This is a genomic window from Promicromonospora sukumoe, assembly GCF_014137995.1.
Taxonomy (GTDB): Bacteria; Actinomycetota; Actinomycetes; order Actinomycetales; family Cellulomonadaceae; genus Promicromonospora; species Promicromonospora sukumoe.
In genome coordinates this window covers 1,965,196-1,989,501 of sequence record NZ_JACGWV010000001.1, presented here as the reverse complement: position 1 = coordinate 1,989,501, position 24,306 = coordinate 1,965,196, and the positions used below count along the sequence as shown (strand labels likewise).

20 protein-coding genes are annotated in these 24,306 nt (G+C 72.6%); 4 read left to right on the top strand and 16 right to left on the bottom strand.

The genetic code is table 11. The features are described from left to right. The gene (locus FHX71_RS08740) at positions 1-3,603 is read right to left on the bottom strand and encodes an amino acid adenylation domain-containing protein (RefSeq protein WP_220489573.1); all 3,603 of its coding nucleotides are present in this window, start codon (positions 3,601-3,603) and stop codon (positions 1-3) included. Between the two features lie 171 nt (positions 3,604-3,774). On the opposite strand from FHX71_RS08740, the gene FHX71_RS08735 reads away from it, so the two are divergent. The 3 genes from FHX71_RS08735 (at position 3,775) to FHX71_RS08725 (ending at position 6,550) form a co-directional block, all read left to right on the top strand. Continuing rightward, a complete protein-coding gene (locus FHX71_RS08735; RefSeq protein WP_182615402.1) occupies positions 3,775-4,698 on the top strand; it encodes a hypothetical protein in 924 nt (307 codons plus the stop codon). Beyond that, on the top strand, positions 4,698-5,804 hold the full coding sequence (gene menC / locus FHX71_RS08730) for an o-succinylbenzoate synthase (RefSeq protein WP_182615399.1): 1,107 nt from the start codon (positions 4,698-4,700) through the stop codon (positions 5,802-5,804). Before FHX71_RS08735 ends, menC begins: the two co-directional genes overlap by 1 nt. Before the next feature lie 104 nt (positions 5,805-5,908). Next, the gene (locus tag FHX71_RS08725; RefSeq protein WP_182615397.1) at positions 5,909-6,550 is read left to right on the top strand and encodes a hypothetical protein; all 642 of its coding nucleotides are present in this window, start codon (positions 5,909-5,911) and stop codon (positions 6,548-6,550) included. A 25-nt stretch (positions 6,551-6,575) separates the two neighbouring features. Here the strand turns inward: FHX71_RS08725 and FHX71_RS08720 are convergent, their stop codons facing one another. Then, positions 6,576-7,694 (bottom strand): ABC transporter ATP-binding protein, encoded by a 1,119-nt coding sequence (locus tag FHX71_RS08720; RefSeq protein WP_182615395.1) that lies wholly within the window; start codon positions 7,692-7,694, stop codon positions 6,576-6,578. A 137-nt stretch (positions 7,695-7,831) separates the two neighbouring features. Beyond that, positions 7,832-8,794 (bottom strand): helix-turn-helix transcriptional regulator, encoded by a 963-nt coding sequence (locus tag FHX71_RS08715; RefSeq protein ID WP_182615393.1) that lies wholly within the window; start codon positions 8,792-8,794, stop codon positions 7,832-7,834. A 98-nt stretch (positions 8,795-8,892) separates the two neighbouring features. Between FHX71_RS08715 and FHX71_RS08710 the strand changes: the two genes are divergently transcribed. Beyond that, entirely contained in the window at positions 8,893-9,429 is a 537-nt protein-coding gene (locus FHX71_RS08710) for a VOC family protein (RefSeq protein ID WP_182615391.1), read from the top strand. Positions 9,430-9,566: 137 nt separating this feature from the next. Here FHX71_RS08710 and FHX71_RS08705 read toward each other — a convergent pair whose 3' ends face one another. From FHX71_RS08705 to FHX71_RS08645, 13 genes are all read right to left on the bottom strand, one after another. After that, positions 9,567-9,950, bottom strand: coding sequence for a VOC family protein (locus tag FHX71_RS08705; RefSeq protein WP_182615389.1), 384 nt, complete (start codon positions 9,948-9,950; stop codon positions 9,567-9,569). Positions 9,951-10,037: 87 nt separating this feature from the next. Continuing rightward, positions 10,038-11,480 (bottom strand): family 43 glycosylhydrolase, encoded by a 1,443-nt coding sequence (locus FHX71_RS08700; RefSeq protein ID WP_246402387.1) that lies wholly within the window; start codon positions 11,478-11,480, stop codon positions 10,038-10,040. Between the two features lie 104 nt (positions 11,481-11,584). Beyond that, the gene (locus FHX71_RS08695) at positions 11,585-13,177 is read right to left on the bottom strand and encodes a molybdopterin-dependent oxidoreductase (RefSeq protein WP_182615386.1); all 1,593 of its coding nucleotides are present in this window, start codon (positions 13,175-13,177) and stop codon (positions 11,585-11,587) included. A gap of 150 nt (positions 13,178-13,327) precedes the next feature. After that, positions 13,328-13,804: a ribose-5-phosphate isomerase gene (locus FHX71_RS08690; protein ID WP_182615384.1), complete on the bottom strand. Its 477-nt coding sequence runs from the start codon at positions 13,802-13,804 to the stop codon at positions 13,328-13,330. Further along, positions 13,801-15,579 carry a dihydroxyacetone kinase family protein gene (locus FHX71_RS08685; protein ID WP_182615382.1) on the bottom strand — a complete coding sequence of 593 codons (1,779 nt, stop codon included), beginning with the start codon at positions 15,577-15,579 and terminating at the stop codon, positions 13,801-13,803. Before FHX71_RS08685 ends, FHX71_RS08690 begins: the two co-directional genes overlap by 4 nt. A 54-nt stretch (positions 15,580-15,633) precedes the next feature. Then, positions 15,634-16,563, bottom strand: coding sequence for a sugar phosphate isomerase/epimerase family protein (locus FHX71_RS08680; RefSeq protein WP_182615380.1), 930 nt, complete (start codon positions 16,561-16,563; stop codon positions 15,634-15,636). A gap of 41 nt (positions 16,564-16,604) precedes the next feature. After that, positions 16,605-17,402, bottom strand: a complete 798-nt coding sequence (locus tag FHX71_RS08675; RefSeq protein ID WP_182615378.1) for a triose-phosphate isomerase — start codon at positions 17,400-17,402, stop codon at positions 16,605-16,607. Positions 17,403-17,443: 41 nt separating this feature from the next. After that, positions 17,444-18,211, bottom strand: a complete 768-nt coding sequence (locus FHX71_RS08670; protein WP_182615375.1) for an SDR family NAD(P)-dependent oxidoreductase — start codon at positions 18,209-18,211, stop codon at positions 17,444-17,446. Positions 18,212-18,272: 61 nt separating this feature from the next. Beyond that, positions 18,273-19,700 (bottom strand): ABC transporter substrate-binding protein, encoded by a 1,428-nt coding sequence (locus FHX71_RS08665; RefSeq protein WP_182615373.1) that lies wholly within the window; start codon positions 19,698-19,700, stop codon positions 18,273-18,275. Between the two features lie 54 nt (positions 19,701-19,754). Next, positions 19,755-20,675 carry a carbohydrate ABC transporter permease gene (locus FHX71_RS08660; RefSeq protein ID WP_246402385.1) on the bottom strand — a complete coding sequence of 307 codons (921 nt, stop codon included), beginning with the start codon at positions 20,673-20,675 and terminating at the stop codon, positions 19,755-19,757. Next, positions 20,672-21,595 carry a carbohydrate ABC transporter permease gene (locus tag FHX71_RS08655; RefSeq protein WP_182615370.1) on the bottom strand — a complete coding sequence of 308 codons (924 nt, stop codon included), beginning with the start codon at positions 21,593-21,595 and terminating at the stop codon, positions 20,672-20,674. Before FHX71_RS08655 ends, FHX71_RS08660 begins: the two co-directional genes overlap by 4 nt. Before the next feature lie 49 nt (positions 21,596-21,644). Then, positions 21,645-22,490 carry an aldo/keto reductase gene (locus FHX71_RS08650; protein ID WP_182615368.1) on the bottom strand — a complete coding sequence of 282 codons (846 nt, stop codon included), beginning with the start codon at positions 22,488-22,490 and terminating at the stop codon, positions 21,645-21,647. After that, positions 22,487-24,211, bottom strand: a complete 1,725-nt coding sequence (locus FHX71_RS08645; protein WP_312876973.1) for a GH39 family glycosyl hydrolase — start codon at positions 24,209-24,211, stop codon at positions 22,487-22,489. The genes FHX71_RS08650 and FHX71_RS08645 overlap by 4 nt, the downstream gene beginning before the upstream one ends. Between the last annotated feature and the right edge of the window lie 95 nt (positions 24,212-24,306).

The window sequence follows — 24,306 nt, the reverse complement described above, 5'->3', positions numbered from 1 at the left end:
TCAGCCACGGCCGTACGTCTCGCCGTGCGCGCCCGCGGCGACCGGGACCCGGACCGGCGCCCGGCCGGTCGCGGCACGACGTTCGAGCAGCTCGCCCCGCGACCGGTCGAAGAGCGCCGGGTTGTCCTGGAGCAGCCCCTCCAGCACGTCCCGGAGCGCGTCCTCCTGCTCGATCCGCGCGCCCGCGCGGTGCTCCAGCACGGCCAGCAGCCGGCCCAGCTCCTGGTCGCCGAGCGCCGCGGCCGCGCGCAGGTCGGCCACGAACCGCAGGCAGGGCACGCGGTCGTACCGGCGGCCGTCCGGGCCGGGCAGCTCGTCGAAGCGCACCGTGCCGGGCCGGAAGAGGTGCACCGACCGCACCCGCCCGACGGCGTCCACGGCCTCCGGGTCGGACACCGCGGCCACGACCGCGCGGGCCACGGCGTCGACGGGGCTGTGGTCCGAGCGGAGCGCGGCGTCCGGCACCTCGCCCAGCCGCCGGAAGGCGGTGAGCAGGAGCTGGGTGAGCGCGGTCGGGTTGGCCGACGCGCCGCCGGACGTGCCACCGGGGACGGGCATCACCTCGCCCAGGCGCAGCACCGTCACCGGCAGGTGCCCGGCCCGGCCCGCGGCCCGGACGAGGCGCTCGGCCACCCACTTGGAGGCGCTGTACCCGCCCGACGGCGGCACGACGTCGGCCACGTCGACGTCCTCCGTGACCGGCGCGCTGCTGAGCAGGGCGTGGTCGTGCAGCGCGCCGAGCGTCGAGACGTGGTGCAGCGGGACGCCGCCGGCGTCGCGCGCCAGGCGGATGATCTCGGCCGTGCCCAGCACGTTGGGCTCCCGCAGCACGCGGTAGTCGTAGACGAGGTTGACCAGGGCGCCGCAGTGCACCACCAGGTCGACCCGCCGGGCCAGCTCGTGCCAGCGCTCGCCGGTCAGCCCGAAGGCCGGCAGCGCCAGGTCGCCCGCGACGACGCTCGTGCGCGCGGCGTGCCCGGGCTCGTCCAGCCCCTGCGCCCGCAGCGCGGACGCCAGGCGCCGGCCGGCGTGCTCGTCGTCGTCGCCCCGGACCAGGCAGAGCACGTCGAGGTCGGTGCCCTCCAGCAGCTCGTGCAGCAGCCGCGTGCCGACGAAGCCCGTCGCGCCCGTGAGCAGCACGGTGCGCGGCTCCCGCGCGTCCGGCCGCCTCGGCGGCTCGGCGAGGGGGTCCGGGCCGTCGTGCTCCGGTGCCGCCGGCGCGAGCAGGTCCAGGTCGGCCGCCATGAGGCCGGCCGTGGACGGCACGTCGTCGCCGCCCGCGCCGCGGCGCCGCAGCAGGTCACCCAGGCCGACGGCGGTCGGGTGGTCCAGCAGGTCCCGGACGCCCACCTCGACGTCCAGCCGGGCGGCCAGCGCGCCGACGACCGCGACTGCCTGCAACGAGCTGGCCCCGGCCGCGAACACATCCTCGTCGGCCGCCAGGTGCGGCCGCCGCAGCACGGTGCGCAGCACGGCGAGCACGGGGTCGCCGGCGCCGTCGTCGGCCGGAACCGCGAGCTCCGCCTCGACCTGCGCCGTCAGCCGCCGCCGGTCGGTCTTTCCCGCCTCGGTCAGGGGCAGCTCGTCGACCACGACGACGCGCTGCGGCACGCTGCCGCGCGGGAGCCGAGACCGCAGGACGGCGAGCACCGCGTCGGCGCTCACGGAGGTGGCATTCGCAGGGCCAGGACGCCCGTCGCCGACACTGCCGCCGACGGACGCCTGGTGGCCGGTCAGGACCAGCACCAGCTCGCGGTGCGCGGACGGGCCGGCCACCAGTGCCACGGCCTGCCGCACCCCCGGGCAGTCCAGGGCGAGGGTCTCGACCTCCCCGGGCTCGATCCGCACCCCGGCGATCTTGATCTGGTGGTCGATCCGGCCCACGAACCGGAACCGGCCGTCCGCGTCGAGGTAGCCGAGGTCACCGGTCCGGTACATCCGCCCGGACAGGACGCCGCCCGGCCCAGCCACGCCGCCCCACGGGCTCGGGAAGAACCGCTGAGCCGTCCGGTCCGGTGCGCCGTGGTAGCCCACGCCCACACAGGCTCCGCCGATGACAATCTCGCCGGTCGCGCCCTGGGGCAGCGGCCGGCCGTCGACGTCCACGATCACGGCCGCACAGTTGTCGACGGGGCGGCCCAGCGGCACGTCGTCGCCGTCGTCGGCCGCGATCTCGTGGAAGATCATGCCGATGGACGCCTCGGTCGGACCGTAGGCGTTGCTCGCCCGCAGGCCGTGCAGCAGCTCGCGCAGCTCGTGCGCGTCGCGCGGGTTGATCTGCTCGCCGCCGATCACCACGTGCCGCAGGGAGCGCAGCCGGTCGAGCGTGCCGGGACGCTGCCGCACCATGGCGAGCAGGGCGTGCAGCACGGCCGGCACGAAGTCCGCGACGGTCACCGCGTGGTCCTCGATCAGCTCGACCGTGTGCTCCAGGTCGAAGCGCGCGCCCACCGTGGGCACCACGACGGCGCCGCCGCGGGTGAGCGGCCAGAAGATCTGCCAGAACGCGGAGTCGAAGATGTGCCGGGTGCTCTGCAGCACCACCTCGCGCCCGGCCGGGGCGCCGAACCAGCGGTCCATGAACGCCAGCCGGTTGGCCAGGCCGCCGTGCACGTTCACCGCGCACAGCGGGGTGCCCGTGGTGCCGGAGGTGTAGACGCCGTAGACGACGTCGCCGGGGGCGGGCCGGGCGACGACAGCGCTGTCGTCGGGGGCAGCACCGTCCGGGCCGGCACCGCCGGGGACCGCGCCGCCCACCTCGACGACCACCGCGCGGTCCCGGTGCCCGGCCGGGACGGCGGCGGGGTCGACACACAGCACCACCGCGCTGCCGAGCTGGTCCAGGACGTTCGTGACCCGCTCGGCGGGCCACGCCGGGTCGACCGGGACGTACCCGGCGCCGGACAGCAGAACGGCGCTCCAGGCGACCGGCAGTGCCAGACCGTCCGCGACGAGCACCGGGACGAGCACCGGCTCGCCGGACTCCCGGTCGGCTTCCCGGCCCTTGGTGGTCCCCGCCACCCGGCCGCGGACCAGCGCGCCCAGCGCCGTCGCCCGCCCGACCAGCTCGCGGTAGGTCAGCGACCCGTCGCCGGCGTGCACGGCCACGGCGTCCGGGGTGCGCTCGGCGGCGGCGAGCACGCGCTCCACCACGCTGCGGTACGGGCCGTGGTCCACCGTGGCGCCGGCCAGCGGGCCGAGCACGGCGGCCCGGCTCGACTCCGACAGCGCGTCGACCTCGGCGAGATCGGCGGACGGATCGCCCAGGAGGGCACCGAGCAGCTCGCCGTGCATCTCGGCGACGGCGGCCACCGCGTGCTGCCACGGGTCACCGGGCGGGCAGCACACGGTGACGGTCAGCTCCCCCGCGTCGTCCACGCAAGCGGACAGGTCGGGCCCGGGGACGCCGTCCTCGGGATCGCGGGTGACGACGGCGACACGGACCGCGCCTGCCGGCCCCGAGGCCTCGCCCGGCGTGGCAGGTGCGACGTCCAGCTCCCGGTTCAGCCTGCGTGCGGCCTCGGCCAGCGCGGCGACCGTCGCGCCCGCGAGGTCTGTCACGTCCTGGCGTCCGGTACGGATCTGCCGCCTGTACGTGCCCACTCCCCGACTCCCCGCTCCCCGACTCATGGCGGACACGGAACGTGCCGAACGCATCTGCGGGGCTGACTGCGGATGTCCCTTCCATGAACACGGAACAAACGGTCATATCGATCGGCCGCCGAACGCGGCGAGCGGTCGTCGAGCGGTCCGGCGATCGCCCATGATGCGGGTATGGACCTGGACCACTCGACGATCACCGCCGCGCGCGCGAGCGCCACCCGCGCGGCCCGCCGGTCCCGCGTGCGCATCCGCACCCTGGACTCGACGACGGACAGCTTCACGACCGAGAAGTTCCTGTCCGACGTGTGGCAGACCGCGCCGGAGCAGCCCCCGATCGCGGCCGACGTGATCAAGGCGATCGCCGATGCCGGGAGCTACGTGGCCGGGGCGATCGACGCATCCGGGGACGACGGCGGCAGCGAGGCCGGCAGCGAGGGCGAGCTGATCGGGGCCTGCATCGGTTTCTGGGGGCCGCCCGGCGGGAACGGGATGCACAGCCATATCGCCGGCGTGCACGCCGGGACCCGCGGTCGCAGCGTGGGCCTCGCGCTCAAGCTCGACCAGCGGGCGCGCGTCCTGGAGCACGGGGTCGGCGAGATCACCTGGACGTTCGACCCGCTCGTGGCCCGCAACGCCCACTTCAACCTCCGCAAGCTCGGCGGCACGGTGGACCGCTACCTGGTCGACCACTACGGCCGCCTGGCCGACGGCATCAACGGGGACGACCCGTCCGACCGGCTCCTGCTCCGCTGGGACCTGGCCGGGCCCCGGGCGCGGGCGGCCTGCGACACGACGGCGTCGGCGGCCCTGCCGGAAGCCTCCACCGCCCCGGAGCCCGCCGGCCCGACCCCGCGGGCGGTGCTGGAGAACGTCGACGACCGGCCGGTCCCCCGGGCCGTCCCGCTCGGCGACGGGCCGGTCCTGGTGACCGTCCCGCCGGACATCGAGCAGCTCCGCACCCGCGACCCGCGGATCGCCGCGGACTGGCGGACCGCCGTCCGCGACACGCTCGGCGCACTGCTGGCCGACGGCGGCCGGGTGGTCGACTTCGACCGGACGCTGTGCGGCTACATCGTCGAGGACGGAGCGGTCTGATGCGGATCGAACGGATCACGGTCCACCGGATCTCCCTGCCCCTGGTCGCCCCATTCCGCACCTCGCTCGGGATCGAGCACGAGCGGCCCGCGCTCCTGGTCCAGGTCACGACGCCCGACGCCGTGGGGTGGGGCGAGTGCGTGGCCGGGGCGGACGCCAGCTACTCCTCGGAGTACCTGGAGAGCGCGCAGGACGTGCTGCTGCGGCACCTCGTCCCGACCCTGCTCGCCGCCGAGTCGGTGACGGCGCACCGCGTCGCGCCGCTCCTGGCCCGGGTCAAGGGGCACCGCATCGCCAAGGCGGCACTGGAGGCCGCGGTGCTCGACGCCGAGCTGCGCGCGCACGGCATGTCGTTCGCGACCAGTCTCGGCGCGGTGGCCGACCGCGTCCCGAGCGGCGTCTCCGTGGGGATCATGGACTCCGTGCCGGAGCTGCTGGACGCCGTCGGCCGGTACCTCGACCAGGGCTACCAGCGGATCAAGCTGAAGATCGAGCCGGGCTGGGACGTGACGCCGGTGGCCGCCGTCCGCGAACGGTTCGGGGACGACCTGCTGCTACAGGTCGACGCCAACGCCGCCTACACGCTCGGCGACGCGCGGCACCTCGCCCGCCTCGACGCCTTCGACCTGCTGCTCGTGGAGCAGCCCCTGGACGAGGAGGACCTGCGCGGGCACGCGGCGCTCGCCCGGCGCCTGCGCACGCCCATCTGCCTGGACGAGTCCGTGGTGTCGGCCCGGTCCGCCGCCGACGCCATCGCGCTGGGTGCCTGCGAGATCGTGAACATCAAGCCCGGCCGGGTCGGCGGGTACCTGGAGGCACGCCGCATCCACGACGTCTGCGCGGCGTCCGGGGTGCCGGTCTGGTGCGGCGGGATGCTGGAGACCGGGATCGGCCGGGCAGGGAACGTCGCCCTGGCCGCGCTGCCCGGGTTCACGCTGCCCGGCGACGTCTCGGCCTCCGACCGGTACTACGCCACCGACATCACGGAGCCCTTCGTCCTGGAGGACGGGTCGCTGGGCGTCCCGACCGGTCCGGGCCTGGGTGTCGAGCCGCTCCCGGACGTGCTGGCCGAGGTCACCACGGAGAGGCACGAAGCCCGTCGGTGACGATGCGGCCGGACTTGGCACCTCGTTCACCCTCCGGACAACGACCGGCAACCCATGGAGGAGTGGGACGCCTACGGTCACCGGACCGACCTCAGGAGGCCGACATGGGCACCGAACCACGCAGCGCACGAGCAGCATCCGAGAACCTCTCGCGCGGGATCGGCCCCGATGCCCTCGACGTCGATTCGCTGAGGACCGACATCGCACGGGCCGCCGAGGTGCAAGGCCCACAGCCGCTCGAGGCGAGCTGTGTGCGCGCCGCGTACGAAGCGATCGCCGCCGCAGGAGAGCGGGCCGAGGCAGCGGACGACGCGACGCTCGTGTCGCTTCGAGCGGGTGCAGGGGCCGCGGCCGACGCGGCCCGGGTCGCCGACGAGATCGGCGCGGGAGCGGTGGCGGCCCTGCGGGCCGCCGCCCGGGCCTGGTACCCGTACGCCGTAGCGAGCGAGAGCGCCGCGTGGGAGGCCGGACTGAGAGCGTTCAGCGAAACCTGTGACAGCGCCACCGAGTCCGGCCAGGCACTGGTCGTTCGCTCCGTCGAGGCGGCAGGTCGGGCAGTGAGCGGCGACGACACCGCGACGGCACGCGCGGTCGATGCCTTCGCCGCCGAGCTGAGGCGCCGGACGGCCCTCGGCGAGGGCCTGCCGGCCGCGTGGGGCGGGGCGTCTCGGCACACGGCCGAGACGGCGCCCGACCCCGTCTTCCAGACCGTCGTCGACGCGGTGCGGGGCGTCCTGAGCCGCTGACCGCACCTCCCCCGCCCCCGACGGCTCAGCCGAGGCGTTCGCCCGAGGTCGCGGAGAACACGTGCGAGTGTCCGGCCTGGATGGCGACGGAGATGACGTCGCCCTTGTCCGGCACGCCGCGCGGGTCGATGCGCACGATGACCTGGTTGGTGTCACCCGCGGAGAGGTCGACGTCGGCGGCGTCGCCCTTGAGCGAGCCGTAGACGAAGGCGTCGGAGCCGAGCTCCTCGACCAGGTTGACCTCGACGTCGAACGAGCCGGCGGTGCCGGACGGGACGACGTCCAGGGCCTCGGGACGGAAGCCCAGGGTGACCTTGCCGCCGTCGGCCTCGCTGAGGCTGCTCGCGATCGAGCGCTCCAGGGGGACGCTGGCCGAGCCGACCTTGACGCCAAGGTCCTTGACGTCGAACGTGCCGATGTTCATCGCCGGGGAGCCGATGAACCCGGCGACGAACACGTTGTTCGGCCGGTCGTACATCTCCCGCGGGGTGCCGACCTGCTGCAGGATGCCGCCGTTGAGGACCGCGATGCGGTCACCCATCGTCAGGGCCTCGGTCTGGTCGTGGGTCACGTAGACCGTGGTCACGCCCAGGCGACGCTGCAGCGACGCGATCTGGGTGCGGGTCTGGACACGCAGCTTGGCGTCCAGGTTGGACAGCGGCTCGTCCATGAGGAACACCTGGGGCTGGCGCACGATGGCGCGGCCCATCGCGACGCGCTGACGCTGACCACCGGAGAGGGCCTTCGGCTTGCGGTCCAGGTACTCGGTCAGGTCGAGGATCTTGGCGGCTTCCTCGACGCGCTGGCGGATCTCCGCCTTCGGGGTGCCCGCGATCTTCAGGGCGAAGCCCATGTTGTCCGCCACCGACATGTGCGGGTAGAGCGCGTAGTTCTGGAAGACCATCGCGATGTCGCGGTCCTTGGGCTGCACATCGGTGACGTCACGGTCACCGATGAAGATGTGCCCACCGTTGACGTCCTCCAGACCCGCGAGCATGCGCAGAGCCGTCGACTTGCCGCTGCCCGAGGGCCCGACCAGCACGAGGAACTCCCCGTCCTCGACCTCCAGGGTGAACTCGTTCACCGCCGGGGCCTCCGTGCCCGGGTAGACACGCGTCGCGTGATCAAAAGTGACAGTAGCCATGAGAAACATCCCTCCACCGGCAGGAACGTGCCGGACGATCCGTTGTGGCCCCCACCGAGCACGGTGGGAAGTCGGGTGCGAGCTCGAACGTGGCCTTGCAGAGTGCGTCAACACCACCCGGTGGATATTTCATCCGGTTAGCTGGGTGGTGCTGTCGCCGCGATCAGCGCCTGCCCCCAGGCCCGCAGGTGGTCGACGGCCTCAGCCGGTCCGTGCACGACAAAGGGTGCGCCGATCGCCACGAGGCAGAACGCCGCCCAGTCCAGCGACTCGGCGGCGATGCAGACCTCGCACGAGCCGTCGTCGATCGGCCTGACGGTGCCGTAGTGCACGATCTCGGCCTCGATCCGCTCGGCGGGCGCGTGCACCGTGGCGCGCACGCGGAAGCGCGACGGCCGGTCGCCGATCCGCGCGTTCACGAAGGCCACGGGGTCGTCGCCCGGCAGCCGACGTGGTGCGAACCGGTTCCCGGTGCGGTGCGGTCCGGTGACGCGGTCGGCCCGGAACGTGCGCCAGTCGGCACGGGCCAGGTCCCAGGCGAGCAGGTAGAGCCGGTTGTCCACGTTCACGATCCGGTGCGGCTGCACTGTCCGCCAGGACTCGTCACCACCGTGGGACCGGTAGGAGAACTCCACCGTGTCGGCGTCACGGCACGCGAGCGCGAGCGTCGTGAGCGCGGTGACATCACCGATGGCCGCCCGCTGCTGAGCGCTCGCGGGGACGGCGACGGCCCGCAGGCTGTCGATCCTGCCGCGGATGCGGGGTGGGAGCACCTGCACGATCTTCGCCATCGCGCTCACGGCGTCGTCCGCGGAGGCGGGGTGGGCGCCCGTGGCGATCTCCTTGAGCCCAAGCACCGTGGCCGCGGCCTCGTCCTCGCTGAGCACGAGCGGCGGGAGCGACGCACCGGCGCCGAGCTGATAGCCGCCGCCCGTTCCACGGGTCGTCACGATCGGGTAGCCGAGCTCCTGCAGCCCGCTGACGGCGCGGCGCAGGGTGCGCGGACTGACTGCGAGGCGGCGCGCGAGCTCGTCGCCCGGCCAGTGGCGCCGGCTCTGCAGGAGCCCGAGCAGCTCGAGGGCTCGGGAGCTGGTCGACATCTCCTCAGGCTAGGTCGACAAGTGGCCGAATACTGTCCGGAAGGCCGACGAGACTGGCGGTTCCATCGAGCACGTCCCATCAAGACCAAGGAGAGCTCATGTCCGCCCCCGCCCCACGTACCGTCCCCGCCGCCCCTGCCGGGTCGGCGACGGTCGATCCCTTCATCTGGTCGGACGACGCCGCCGGCCTCATCCGCTTCGTGCTCGACGTCTTCGACGCGACCGAGGTTCCGGAGGCCCGCACCGCCGACACCGACGGCCTGGTCCTGCACTCCGAGGTCCGGATCGGCGACTCCACGATCACGATCGCGGACCGCAAGCCGCAGTGGCCCTACACGCCGGCATTCGTCCGGGTCTACGTGGAGGACCCGGCCGCGACCCTGGGGCGTGCCGCCGGAGCCGGCGCGCGCATCGTCACCGAGCCGACGGAGTTCTGGGGCGACGTGCTGGCACGCTTCGCGGATCCGTTCGGTCATCTCTGGTGGGTCTACCAGCACAACCCGTCGGACGACGCCGACTGGACGGAGCCGGTCGGTGACGAGGACTGGGAGTCGTTCGCCACGCCCGAGCTGACCTACGTCCACTCGACGCTCATGGAGGCCATGGCGGCTCTCCGGGACCCCCGGGAGCGCTGACTCCCGCACGGGCTGGATGCCTGGGCGGTCCCTGATCGACTTCCTCCCGGCTGTTCACGGAGGACACGGGCGCCTGACGTCGCCCTGACGCGGTGCGGTCGGCGGGTCCACCCCGCCGGCCGCACCGTCAGTCAAGGTCACCCGTGCTCCGGGCGCTCCGTCCACAAGCCGAACGACACCCCGGCCGGGTCTCGGAACACCCCGAACCATCGGTCGTCGCCGCCGAGTGCGATACGAGAGCGCTGGATCACACCACCGAGCTCGACCACGCGGTCCAGGGTCGACTCAAGATCATCCACGGCGAGGTAGACGCGCGCCCCGGCAGACGGCCGCGCAGCAGACGACGGAGCGCGCTGGAGCCCGCCGATACTGTGGCCGTCCTCCTGGATGATCCAGTAGGACGCGCCGATCTCCGTGTCCTCGAACGCCGGCTCGAACGACCAACCCGAGAGCGCCTGATGGAACCGCTGGAACGTCTCCGGCTCCGCCGTCTCGATCTCCCACCACACGATCCCAGCCATGCGGCCATCGTAGAGATCGACTGCGGGCGGCTACTTCCTGACCGTGTTGCCGCTGGCGAGCTCGACGCCCTGCGCGAGCGCGCGGGCTCAGCCGACGCCGTAGACCTCGATCCGGTCCATGCTGACGACCGAGCCCGTCGACGCGGGGTTGCGCTCCCCGGTCACCCGGACGCGCAGCGTGTGCTCCCCGGGCGGTAGAACCGGGCTGAGGTAGTTGAGCTGCTCGCCGACGCGGATGTCGCTGTAGAGGTCGACACGCTGTTCGGGACCGCCGTCGATCGAGACGGCGGCGATGCCGTTGCCGCGGTCCCGCACGCTCAGCAGTGCGATCTGGGTGCCGTTGAACCTGATGGTGGCGGTGGCGTTCGTGGCGCCGCTCCAGTGGTCGTTGCCCCAGAAGCACTGCACGCCACAGCCCGAGCCGGACTGCCAGGAGCCTGCGTACTGGACCTGCCACAGGCCGGTGCCGGTGTCGAAGTCGTTGATCGCCCGGGTGGCCGCACCGGGGTCACCGGACGGCAGGGTCTGGGTCGCGCCGGCAGCCAGGGGACGGCCGAAGTTCGGCGTACCGTCCGCGTTCCAGGTGAAGCGCTGGACCCGCGTCGTGCGGTACGAGTAGGTGTTGGTGCTGGTGTTCTTGCCGTGATAGGCGATCCAGTCCTCGGAACCGTCCGGCGACCGGAAGAACGAGTGGTGCCCGGGCCCCCAGACACCGGTCGCGTCGTTACGGGAGAAGACCGGCCCGGCGTGCTGCACCCAGTTGCCCGCCACCATCGGGTCGGCGCCGTTCGCGATGCTCTTCATCCACAGTTGGTAGTCCGGCTTGCCGGTGTCGCAAGTGGAGTAGGTCAGGAACGTGCGGCCGTTGCGGTAGAGGGGTGTGGGGCCCTCCCGCACCTCGGTGCAGCCACCGTCCGCCGGGATCGCGACCCTGCCGCCCGTCGTCGTCCAGGGGTTGGTCATCCGCGCGATGTAGAGCTGCGCGGGTCCGCCCTGGCCTCGGCCCGGACCTGTCCAGACGAAGTAGTCCTGGCCGTTGTGAGTGATGGGCTCGCCGTCGATCGCGTACTCGCCGAAGTCGGCGATCTTCGCCTTGAACGAGTACGGGCCCATGGGGCTGTTCCCGGCCGACTCCAGCACGTACATCCGGTGGTTGCTGTCCACGCCGTCCGAGGCCGTGTAGTAGATGTACCAGCGGTCACCGACGTGGCGGAACGCCGGCGCCCACATCTGGGTGTTGCGGGTCGCGTCGGAGTCGCGCCAGACGACCTCCTCGGGAGCCGCCAGAAGAGTGGCGATGCTCGGCGAGCGCCAGATACTGATGCGATCGCCCCGGGTCGTCGCGGCGTAGTACGTACCCTCGTGGAAGATCACCGACGGGTCGGCGCTCGGGTTCACGGGATTGCGGAAGGTGTTCACCACTGCTGCGGCTCGTACGGGGTCTTCCGGTGGCACGGCGGCGCTGCTCGTGAACGGGGTGGCGGCGATCAGCACCGCGACCGCGACAGCCATCCGACGGAAACGGGACATGACAGGTCCTCTCGCCGTTGAGGTGCCTGAGTATTGCATCGGGGCAAAACCCTGTCCATCACCAGTTCCGCCCGATCCATCTGCTGTTCCGCCTGCGCCCCCGGTCAGGTCACGTTGACCGAGACGGTCTGCCAGCCCGACGCACCGTTGGGAGCCGGCGGCGCCTTGTCCTCGGTCTGGACCTCTCCGTCCGAGTCCGTGGCCCGCACCGTGAGGCTGTGGTAGCCGGCATCCAGGTCGATCGACGTGTGCCACTGGAGCCAGGTGTCCGGCCCCACCGTCTCGGCGAGCTCGGCGGTGACCCAGTCCCCGCCGTCGACCCGGACCTCGACCTTGCTGATGCCGGTGTGCTGTGCCCAGGCGACGCCCGCGACGGTGACGGCGCCGGCGGACGGGGGCACGGACAAGCGCGGTACGTCGATGCGCGACGCGATCTTGATGGGCCCCAGTGCGTCCCAGCCGCGGGGCGTCCAGTAGCCCTCGTCGGCGTCGAAGGTGGTGACCTTCAGCGAGGTGACCCACTTGGTCGCCGAGACGTACCCGTACAGGCCGGGCACCACCAGCCGCGCGGGGAAGCCGTGCTCCTCGGGCAGCGGCTCGCCGTTCATGCCGATCGCCAGCAGGCATTCGCGGTCCGGGTCCTGGAGCACGTCCAGCGGGGTACCCGCGGTGAAGCCGTCGTCGCTCGTGGAGAGCACCATGTCGGCGCCGGCCTGCGGCTTTGCCCGCTCCAGAAGCGCGCGGATGGGATAGCCGAGCCACAGCGCGTTGCCGACCAGGTCGCCGCCCACGGCGTTGCTCACGCACGAGAGCGTGACGTAGTGCTCCTCCATCGGCAGCTCCATGAGCTCGTCCCAGGTGATCGTGAACGGCTCGTCCACCAGACCACTGACCTCCAGCGCCCAGTCCTGCGGGTTCACCTGCGGCACGATCAGCGCGGTGTCGATGCGGTAGAAGTCCTCGTTCGGGGTGACGTACGGCGCCAGGTCGTCGAGCTTCAGGTCTGCCCCGGCGGGCACCGGCGGCGCCGGCGTGCGCGCGGTGGGCAGGCGGAGCTTCTCCCGCACGGCGCTGATCGCGGTCGAGCCCATCGACAGCACGCGCGAACCGGCCAGCGCGAGCACCGCGACACCCACGGTGATGCCCGACACGGCCAGGAAGCCACGCCTGTTCACGGCGCCGCCCGGAGTCTCGCCCGCCGAGACCTCGCCCCCGCCCGGCACGGGCCGCAGCCGCGCCACGGCGGCACGCAGCAGGAGCACCGCGGCGCCCAGCCCGATGGCGCTGGGCAGTGCCCACAGCGGCGTCGCGCTCGGGCGCAGCACCGCGACCACGACGCCGACGACGCCGACGACTCCCATCAGGACCGCACCCACCGGCGGGCGGCGCAGCTCCAGCCAGCCCGCGAGCGCCGCCCCCAGTGCCAGCACCACACCCATCGTGGCGAGCAGCACGGCCTTGTCGTTGGTGCCGAACCATTCGACGGCAAGATCCTTGAGCCCTGGGGGCACGGCGTCGATCACGGCGGCGCCGCCTGCGAACAGCGTGCTGGCACCGGGTGCGACGACCGTGGCAACGAGCTCCGCGACGGCCAGCCCGGCGCCACCGGCGAGCACGCCCGCGAGCGCGGCCCAGCCCGCGCCGCCCGGAGAGCGCTCGACCGACGGTGCCGTGGGGCTCTCGGTGGCCGGTGTCATGCGCTGACCAACGACAGACCCACCAGGGCCGCTGTCGCGGCACAGAGAGCGATTCTCGACGTACGCATGACCGATCCTCCGTTGTGATGGCGGCAAGCTGCCGCCCGAGCAGTACCTAGGAGGTTCGGAGCGGTCGCCGATCGGGATCGGTCACGGGGCCCGATCGGCCGATCGCTCGATCTGGCTGATCGCGGCCACCTTGGGCGCGGACGCCGAGGTCGGGTCGAACGTGTAGCCGAGCCACTCCCGCGCCAGCCGGCGGGCCAGCTCGATGCCCACCACGCGCTGGCCGAAGCACAGCACCTGCGCGTCGTTGGAGAGCACGGAGCGCTCGACCGAGAACGAGTCGTGCGCGGTCACGGCGCGGACGCCCGGCACCTTGCTCGCCGAGATCGCCACCCCGAGGCCCGTGCCGCACACCAGCAGGGCGCGGTCGGCCTCCCCCGCCGCGACGAGGCGGCCCGCCGCCGCACCGATGTGGGGGTAGGCGGTGTGCTCGTCGTCCCCCACGCCGACGTCGACCACCGAGGCCACCCGGTCGTCCGCCTCCAGGTCCCGCTTCAGGATCTCCTTGTAGTCGAAGCCGGCGTCGTCCGAGCCGATCACCAGCCGCAGTCCCGTCGTCATCGCGCCTCCTTGGTCGAGTTCTCGGGCACGGGGACGCCGACGGCGGCACCCGCCTCGCCCAGCAGCAGGGCGAGCGACGTCGCCCCGGGGTCCGCGACGCCGAGGCTCTTGTCGCCGAGCACCCGCGAGCGGCCGAGCCGGGCCGTGAACTGCGTGGTCGCGGTGGCGCCCTGACGGGCGGCGCGGACCGCGGCCTGCCATGTCTCGCCGGACGAGCGCGGCGCGGCACCGGCACCGGTGGCCGCCACCAGCACCTCGACCGCCGGTTCCAGCGCGTCCACGAGCGTCTTGTCGCCCACGCTCGCGCCGCCGACCGACCGGATCTGCGCCCTGGCCGCGCTCATCCCGGCCACGAGGTCGTCGAGGGAGACCGCTGCGTCCGTGGGGAGAGAGTCGGCCAGCGCGAACAGCCCCACCCCCCAGAGCGCTCCTGACGTGCCGCCGGCCTTGTCGGCCCAGGCGTCGGCCGCGCGGCGCAGCACGGAGGGGGCGTCCCCGCCGGCGGCCACCGCGGCGTCTGCCGCCTCGACGGCCGCGTCCACCCCGCGTGACATGCCGCGGCCGTGATCGCCGTCGCCGGCCCGTGCGTCCAGGTCGCCGAGCATCTCCTCGGCGTCGTGCAGCGCGGTCCGGGCACGGTGCAGGATCTGGGCCACGGACCGGGCGGCCGCGGCCCCCTGCTCGGTGGTCGCGGGCACGAGCGCCGTGGCCGGTTCAGCGGCCGGCTCGGTGCCCGGCCCGACGACGCCCCCGGCAGCGCCCCCGGCCGGAGCCGCCCGCCATCCCCCGTGCCGGAAGGCCGGCGTGTCGGCCGGGTCCAGCCACAGCGGCTCCAGCTCGTCGTCGAGCCAGCACACCGTCAGCGAGCACCCGGCCATGTCGAGGCTCGTCACGTACTCCCCCACCAGCGGGGCCACCAGCCGCACGCCGCGTTCCGCGAGCAGGTCGTGCACCCGGTCCCAGAGGACGAACAGCTCCTCGTACTTCACGTTCCCGAGCCCGTTGAGCAGCACGGCGACACGGCCGTCGGCGTCGGCCGGGCGCTCGGCCAGGACCCGCTCGACGAGCTCGGCGGCCAGCCCGGCCGCCGTCGGCACGGCCTCCTCGCCCACTCCCGGCTCGCCGTGGATGCCCAGGCCCCACCCGACCTGCCCCGGCTCCAGGCCGAACAGCGGGTGGTCCTGGCCCGGGAGCGTGCACCCGCCGAACGCGACGCCGAACGACCGGGTGCGCGCGTTGGCACGGGTAGCGAGCCGGTCCACCTCGGCCAGGTCGGCGCCCCGCTCCGCCGCGGCGCCGGCCACCTTGAACACGACCAGGTCACCGGCCACGCCCCGGCGTTCCGCCGCCCGGTCGGCCGGGGCGGAGGCGACGTCGTCGGTGACCAGGAGGATCGAGACGTCCGTGCCCTGGGCCCGCAGGCGGCTGGCCGCCGCGCCGAAGTTCAGGACGTCGCCCGCGTAGTTGCCGAAGGTGAGGAACACCCCGGCACCGGCGTCGGCGGCGCGGCACACGTCGAGCACCTGGCGCGTGGACGGCGACGTGAAGACCTCGCCGCACACCGCGGCGTCGGCCACGCCCGCACCCACCAGGCCGGCGAACGCCGGGTAGTGCCCCGAACCACCGCCCACCACGACGGCCACCTTGCCGGGGCGGGTGCCCTCCGCGCGGGCTATCCCCCCGGGCACCGACCGCAGGCGGCCAGGATGGGCCTTGACGAGGCCACGCAGCGCCTCGGCCGCGAAGTCTTCGGGACGGTTGTACACGTAGGTCATATCGGCTGCACCTCTGCTCGTGGGCCTGGGGACGACAGACGGGGAAGGGTGGGCTCAGCGCCCGGCGCCGCGTAGCACCTCGCGGATGTACTCCCGGTTGATGGCGGCGACGCCGAGGCTGTCGGAGCCGTAGTGCTCGCACACGAACACCCCCTCGAACCCCAGCTCCAGGGCCCGGCGGATCACCGCGCGATAGTTCACGACGCCCTGCACCAGCGGCGTCGGATGCGTCGCGTACGAGCCCGTCGCCGGGTCCTCGTCGCGCGTGTAGTTCTTGATGTGCCAGAAGTTCGTCAGCGGCAGGACCTTCTCGAACATCGTGGGGATGTCCTCGACCGGCCGGTGCAGGCGCACCAGGTTGCCCAGATCGGGGTTGAGGCCCACGTTGTCCCGGCCGACGTCGTGGGCGAACCGCACCGCCAGATCGGGCGTGCCGAGGTAGGTGTCCTCGTACATCTCGAGGCTGACCTGCACCCTGAGGTCGCGGGCGTGGTCGGCGAGCTCCTGGATCCGGCTGACCGCGAGCGCGTAGGTCGCGGTGTCGTCGACGTCGTCGTGGTGTCCGTCAGCCAGCCAGAACCACAGGGCCCCCTGCTGCGCTGGGGTGAGCGCCTGCATGAAGCCGAAGCTCACGACCTCGGCCCCGAGCTGCGGGGCGCGGTCGATGATGGTGTGGCCGAGGCGCAGGTAGTCCTCCCCGTGTCGGGCGTCGACGACGCTGCGGCGGGTGGTCGACACGGACGGGACCGTCAGGCCGGTCTCCTTCAGCACGCCGAGCAGGTCGCCGAAGCGTGAGTCGGTCAGCTCCCCGATCGACAGCCAGGCATCGGTCGGGTCGACGTGCGTGAAGCCCAGGTCGGCGACCTGCTGGAGCTGGGCCCGCCAGGACTCCGCGGGTGCGTCGAGGTTGGGGGTGCCGTCCGCGGCGGTCGCCCCGAAGGACAGCATGTTGGCCGCGATGGGCCAGTTCTCGGCTGTGCGCATGTGATCTCCGTCGATCTGCGATGCCTGCGGCACCGGGGTGGTCAGCTGGTCGGTCTCGCAGCCGCGGCGCCGTCCAGGATCGCGACGAACGCGTCCACGTCCCACGCGGCCCGGCCGATGAACAGGCCGCTCACGTGCTCCACGGCCAGCAGCTCGTGCATGTTCGCCCGGTCCACCGAGCCGCCGTACAGGACCCCGTGGACGCGGGGGCCCAGCTCGGCCGCGAGCGCCGCGACGACGTCGGCGACGTCGTCCGGCCGTGCAGGTGTGCCGTGCTCCCCGATCGCCCAGACGGGTTCGTAGGCGACAAGCACCCGGCTCGGTCCGGCCACGCCTGCCCCAGCCGCCCCCGCCAGGTCCGCCCCCGCGAGCGCCGCACGCGCCTGGTCGAGCACGTGCTCGACCGAGCCGCCCGCCGCCCGCACTGCCGCGGGCTCGCCCACGCAGAGCAGCGGCACCAGGCCGTGCCGCAGCACGGACTCGACCTTGCGGCGCACCACGTCGTCGGTGTCGCCGAAGTGCTCGCGCCGCTCCGAGTGCCCGATCTCGACGAGGCGCGCCCCGGCGTCGGCGACCTGTGGCACCGAGACCTCGCCGGTCCAGGCCCCGCTGTCCGCCCAGTGCGCGTTCTGTGCCCCGAGCAGCACCCCGGCCGACGGCGGCAGGGCGTCGCGGACCGTGGTGAGCGCCGTCGCGGACGGGATCACGAACGGCTGGAGGCCGGGCCACCGCCCGGGGCGCGCGGCCGCGGCGAGCGCCGTGGCGTACCGGCGCGCCTCGGACAGCGACTTGGTCATCTTCCAGCTCGTGCCGATCCAGCGGGTGCCGGCCGGGGTCATGGCGTCTCTCCTTTCTGCTGGTTGGGGAGCCGTGGGCGCCGTCAGTGCATGTGGAGCCCGCCGTCGACGTTGAGCGTCTGACCGGTGATGAAGCCGGACTCCGGGCCGACCAGGAAGCTGATGGCCGCGGCGATGTCGTCCGTGGTGCCGACCCGGTCCACGACGAGGTCGCCGACGAGCTCGGCCTTGCGCTCGTCGCTGAGGGTGCCGCCCATGATGTCGGTGTCGATCGGTCCCGGGGCGATCGCGTTGGCGGTGATCCCGTGCTCGCCGAGCTCCCGCGCCAGGGAGCGGGCGAGGCCGATCACGCCGGCCTTCGCCACCGAGTACGGCGTGCGGCTGTAGGTGCCGCCGCCGCGCTGGGCCGACACGGACGAGAGGCACACCACCCGCCCGACGCCCGCCTGGACCATCGCGGGCACGACCGCCCGGGTGACGTGGTGCACGCCGTGCAGGTTGATGCGCAGCACCCGCTCCCACTCGGCGTCGTCGAGCTCGAGGTACGGCGTCGGGGAGCTGACGCCGGCGATGTTCGCGAGCGCGACGACCGGCGGCAGCGCGGCGGTCAGCTCGGCGATCGCGGCACGGACGGCGTCGGCGTCCCCGACGTCGGCCCCTGCTCCCGCGGCCCGGACGCCGTAGGTCCTGGTCAGCTCCACGGCGAGGTCCTTGACCGCGGCGCCGTCGATGTCGAGCACCCCGACGGACCAGCCGTCCCGGGCCAGGCGGTGGGCCGCGGCCCGGCCGATGCCCCGTCGTGAGGCCGCGCCCGTGACGATCGCCGTTCGCTCGGCGGGAAATGCGTGCATCGTGTGCTCTCCTGTCAGTCGGTACAGCGAACTCGGTCCGTGCGCGGCGTCGGCAGGCCGCTCAGTAGGCGTAGTCGACGCCGCGCTGCCAGTCGGTGAACGCCCAGTCGTCCCGGGAGACCTTCGCCCCCGCGGCGCCGGCCTTGTCGATCGCCTGGTCGAGGTTCTGGTTGGCGGTGTCGCTGAGCTTGACGAGCTCTGCCCGCAGGTCGGTGAGGTCGCCGCCCAGGTAGCCCTGGATGATGTCCCCGAGGTGGGGCGCGGCCGGCATGACGAAGGCGAGGGCCTCGTTCGCGGCGGGGTTGCGCACCTGGGGCTGCGGGGCCCGGAAGACCCGCTTCTTGTAGTCCTCGACCAGCCAGGCGTACGGCTCGATGACGTCGGCGTCGGCCACGACGTCCAGGTTGAGCGGGGGCTGGTCCATCGCCTCGGCGAGGAGCGCCTGGTAGTCGTCCTGGGTGAACGACTCGAGCAGCAGGTTCACCTCGTCGGCGTGCTTCGTGTTCCCGGCGACGAACCACACGGGCGCCGGCGCGCCGCGCGTGATCACGAGGTCCTCGCCCTCGGGCGTGAGCTGGCCCGACGTCGCCATCTTGGGCAGGTGCGCCTCGTTGAGCGCCCGGACACCACCCGGCGCCCAGGGGCCGTCGATGGCGAAGCCGACGCTGCCCGCCGCCCAGCGGCCGCGCGCGTCGGGCACCTGGAAGGAGTTGGTGCCGGGCAGCAGCCAGCCGTTGTCCGAGATCTCCTTGAGCAGCTCGATGACGTTCACGTAGGCGTCGTCGTCGTAGGCGTACTCGCCGGTGTCGTAGCGCAGCCCCTGCCAGCCGGGGAACCCGCCGGACTGCGCGAGGTCGTCGGCCTGGTCGCGCATCCGCTCGCTCGCCCCGAGGGCCAGGGTCATCGGCGCGAACCGGCCGTCGTCGGCGATGGCGCGCAGAGCAGTGCGGAGCTCGTCGTAGCTGCGCGGCGGCTCGAAGCCGACCGACCCGGCGATCTCGGAGTTGTACCAGGTGCAGGCCCAGTACTGGCGGTCGGACATGACCGGCAGGCCGTACACCACGCCGTCGAGCATGCTGATGCCCTCGACGAGGGTGCCCTCGGGCAGCCGCGCCAGCGCCTCGTCCGACAGCTCGATCGGGCTGACCCAGCCGGAGTCGACCAGGGCGGGCAGCGGCAGGCCGACGATGTTGGAGTAGACGTCCGGGAGCTGCTCGGACTGGTTCGCGAGCTGGAGCGCCTCGGTCGCGCGGCCGGGTTCGTTGTAGGTGTACTCGACGGGCAGGCCGAGCTTCTTGGCCTGCTCGGCCGCCCAGACCTTGTGCTGGTCCTGGAGGCCGCCGAAGTGGTCCCACCAGCGGATGCCCGTACCCACCCCGGGGGCGGTACCCGTGCCGCCGCACGCGGCGAGCAGCCCCGCGAGCGCGCCGACCCCTACTCCACCGACAAAGGTGCGGCGTGATATCTCGAGTCGCGATAGTTCGAGCATGTCAGTCTCCTCCTTGAGAAAGACGCTGTGAGAACGACGGTCCGGACGGGTGGCCTACGCCTTGACGGCGCCGGCGATGCCTTCGACGAAGTACTTCTGCATGAACACGAACAGGACGACGACGGGCAGGATCGAGATCACGCCGGCGGCCGCCATGGCCGCCCAGTCGGTCGAGTTCTCCCCCACGAACGCCTGCATGCCGACACTGACCGTGCGCAGGTCGGGGTTGGTCGACGAGAAGACCAGGGGCAGGAAGAACGCGTTCCAGGTGGCCAGGAACGTCAGGATCCCGACGGTGGCGGTGACCGGCATCGACAGCGGGAGCATGATCCGCAGGAACACCCGCAGGAACCCCGCGCCGTCCACGATCGCGGCCTCCTCCAGGTCGGCGGGCATCCTGCGGAAGTAGCCGGCGTAGATGAGGATCGCCGCCACGTTGGACGCCCCGCCTAGGGCGAGGATCATGCCGGCAAGGGAGTTGAGCAGCCCGAGCTCGAGGGACACCTTGACGATCGGGATGATCGTGTACCCGGTGGGCACGAACAGGGTCGCGACGAAGATGCCGATGACCAGGCGCGACCCGGGGAACCGGTAGCGCCCGATGACGTACCCGGCCAGCGCGCACCGCACGACGACGATCGCCGTGGTCGTCACCGTGACGATCACCGTGTTGAGCAGGTACTGCCCGAACCGGCCCTCGGTCCACGCCCGGCCGTAGTTCTCCCACGCGAGCGTCTCGGGTATCAGGTTCAGGCCGCCGGCGAAGATCTCGCCGGGGCTCTTCAGCGACGCGGACACCATCCAGAGGAACGGGAAGACCCAGACGAACGCGACCACGGCGAGCACGAGGGCGACGATCCACCAGCCGCGGCGCCGCGGAGCGTGGGCGGTGGGTGCCGGACGCCCGTCGTCGGGCTCCCGGGTCCCGTCACCGGCCCGCGGGTCGTGACGGCGCTGTGCGGCGAGGGTGCTCATGCTCGTCCCTTCTCGGTGCTCTGCGACCGGAGCCGCTGCGAGGTGAGGGTCGCCCAGCCCTGCAGGGCGACGAGGACGAGGACGAGCACGCCGAACAGCACCGCGGCCGCCGAGGCGAAGCCGAGCTGCGGGATCGAGGCCGCGAACGCCCACCGGTAGATGTAGATCTCGATGATCTCGGTGCTGTAGAACGGGCCGCCGGCCGTCATCGTCTGCATGAGGTCGAAGGCGTGGAAGCAGTCCTCGATGGTCAGCACCGTGATGATCAGCAGGAACGGCAGCAGCATCGGCAGGGTGATGTGGCGGAAGATCCGCACGCCGCCGGCGCCGTCGACCCGCGCCGCGTCGTAGACGTCCTGCGGGATCGTCTGCAGCGCGGCCAGCCAGTAGATCATCGTGATGCCGAAGAACTTCCACACGTACACGAGCGCGGTGGTGACCAGCGCCGTGGCGGAGTCGCCGAGCAGGTCGACGGGCGGCAGGCCGAACCACCCGACGACCGCGGCCACGGGTCCCGCGCCCGGGTCGAGGATGAACCGCATGACCACGCCGATGATCGCCGTCGTCGTCACGACCGGCAGGAAGTAGACGGTGCGGAAGAACTTGGCGAACGGCAGCCGCGGGGAGTTCAGCAGGATCGCCAGGAAGAACGCCCCGAAGACCCGCAAGGGAGCCACGACCAGCATGAACAGCAGGGTGATGCGGACCGACGACCAGAACAGCGGGTCGGCCAGGACCGCCTCGTAGTTGCTGATGCCCACGAACCGCTGCTCGGCGCTGAAGCCGTTCCACTCGACGAACGAGTACCAGTAGCTCGCGACGATCGGGTAGATCGTGTAGACGCCGTACAGGATGAACGTCGGCATCAGGAACGCGTAGATCCAGAGGTTGCGGCGTCGTTGCCGCGTCTGACTCGCCATCGAGCACTCCGTCGTGTCGGGGTCGTGCCGGGTGGTGGAACGGGTTCGGTCAGCGGATCTGGCTGATCGAGAAGGTCCGCGGGTCGCCGCCGATGCGCTCGGCGGAGTCCAGGGCGTCGATGGCGGCCAGGTGGTCCGCGGTGAGCGCGACGCCCTCGAGCGACGCGTTGGCCCGCATCCGGACGGGCGACACCGACTTCGGGATCACCACGCGCCCCCGGTCGACGTGCCAGCGCAGGATCACCTGCGCGGGCGTCACACCGAGCTCGTCGGCGATCGCCGTGACGCTGGGGTGGCCGAGGTCGGCGCCCTGGCCCAGCGGCGAGTACGCCTCGACGGCGATCCCGTGGGCCCGGCAGGCGGCGGCGACGTCGGCCTGCTGGAAGGTGGGGTGCAACTCGATCTGGTTGATCGCGGGCATCTCGTCCGCGAACCGCGCCAGCTCGTCGAGGTGCTCCACCAGGAAGTTGGACACGCCCACGGCCGAGACCCGGCCCTCGGCCCGGAGCCGCTGCAGCGCGCGCCAGCTGTCCTGCCACAGCCCGGCCGACGGGTTGGGCCAGTGGATGAGGTACAGGTCGAGGGCGTCCAGGCCGAGCCGCTCGCACGAGTCGTCGTACGCGCGCAGCGTCCGGTCGTACCCCTGGTCCCCGTTGCGGAGCTTCGAGGTGACGAACAGCTCGTCACGCGGCAGGCCCGAGGCCCGCACGGCCGCGCCGACACCGCGCTCGTTCACGTAGGCCGCCGCCGTGTCGATGTGCCGGTAGCCCCCCTCGAGCGCCTGTTCCACCACGGCCTGCGCCTCGTCGGCGGGCACCTGGAACACGCCGAGGCCCACCTGCGGGACGGCGACGCCGTCCCGCAGGGTGACCGTACGGCCGAAGGACTCGCTCATCGGACCGGTTCCAGCACGAGCAGCGACACCGACGGCAGCGGCAGACTGACGGTCAGCTCCAGGGCCGACGACGACGGCTCGACACGCCGCGCGGGCTCCAGCTCCTCGACGCCCTGGCGGGCCTTGATCGCCGCGAGCTGCTCCTCGGTGGGCAGCTGCGGGGAACCCTGCGCCACCCAGGCCGTGTGGGAGTTGCTGTGCTCGACATCGATCCGGTGGTGCGTGAGCGTGTACGCGTCGGCATCGAGGCCGGTCACGTCGAGCGTGACGGCCGCGTCGGCGTCGTCGCGCTGGTACTGGTCGTCCGTGTGCCGCCACACGAGCACCGCGACGGTGCCCGACGCCGACCGCGAGGCCAGGGCGTCGATCTCCTCCGGCATGCTGCGGCCCTCGGCCTGGTCCAGGAGCGTGACCGGGTGCGCGGCGTCCGAGACGGCGTCGATCCGTCGCTCGCCGAGCCGGGCGAGCAGCCGGTAGGCGTTCAGGAACGGCTTCTCGACGCCGCCCGCCGTGAGGAAGGCACGCGTGCCCTCGAAGTACCGCTCCCCCTCGAAGTAGAAGCTCCAGGAGGTGGCCTGCTCGACCTGCACGTCCTCGGTCTCGTTGAGGTCGAGGATCTTCTTCATCAGCTTGACCTGGAACACCGGGTAGTACTCGGTGTTCTGGAACTGGAAGTTGGCGTTGTCGTAGACGCTGTAGTGGGCGGGGACGCCCGCGTCGCACTCGTCCACGATGGCCGGCAGCCCGCGGTACTCCTCGAACTCCGCGATCACCCGGAGCATCCGGCGGATCTCGAAGAGCATCTTGTGCGCCGAGGGGCTCTGCTGCTCGGGCGCGGGACCCCCGGTGGGGCCGTAAACGCGCCACGGCGTGAACGCCGAGCCCTTGGTGTGGAACGACACGAAGTCGATCGGGTCCTGCTGGTCGCGCGTGTGCTGGAGGAAGCCGCGCAGGAAATCGTCCCCGGAGCCCGTCACCGCCGGCCCGCCGACCTTGGCGTCGGGCAGCACGCTGCGGACCGCCCGGGCCGTCACCGAGTAGAGCTCGTAGAACTCCTCGGGGGTGCCGCGCCAGTAGAAGATGTCGGGCTCGTTCCACAGCTCCCAGAGCCAGCTGTTCACCTCCTCCTCGCCGTACCGCTCCAGGCAGTGCTGCGCGTGGGCGGCGATCAGCTCGCCCCAGCGGCCGTAGTCCTTGGGCGGGTAGGACCAGGCGCCGGCCTCGTAGTTGCTGTAGACGGTGGGGCTGGGCACCACCTCGAGCTCAGCGGCGGCGTCGGGCAGCATGTCGCGCGGCGTGAACGCCAGCTCGACCAGCACGTGGTGCCCCGCCTCGACGATCGCGTCGTACGTCTGGTCGACGATGGTGAAGTCGTAGCTCGGGACGCCGTCCGCGTCCTCGTGGTAGACGTTTCCGTTGCCCCAGTGCGGGATGCCGAAGCCGGTCCCGGAGCAGAACACGTAGTGCGGACGCACGTGGTAGCCGCGGTCCGTCAGCTCGCCGAAGCTCCGCAGCAGCCGGCGGCCGGTCGGGGTATAGGTCCAGTTGATCTCGTCGTAGCCGATGCTCTCCCAGATCCGGGCCAGGGCCCCGCGGTCCTTCCCGCCGTCGACCCGGACGCGGGCCTGCCGCACGTGCGGCGCGCTCGGGTCGCTGGGTGCCGAGCGCGGAAATTCCACGTCGACGCCGATACCAGGGTTGATGTTCACGCTCGAGGTCACGTTCACCCACGCCTCTCAGGTTCCCGGTGGCCGCTAGGCCAGGTCGTCCTCGTCGACGACCGGTGACCGACGCTAGGGCCCGGTGCGGTAGATTG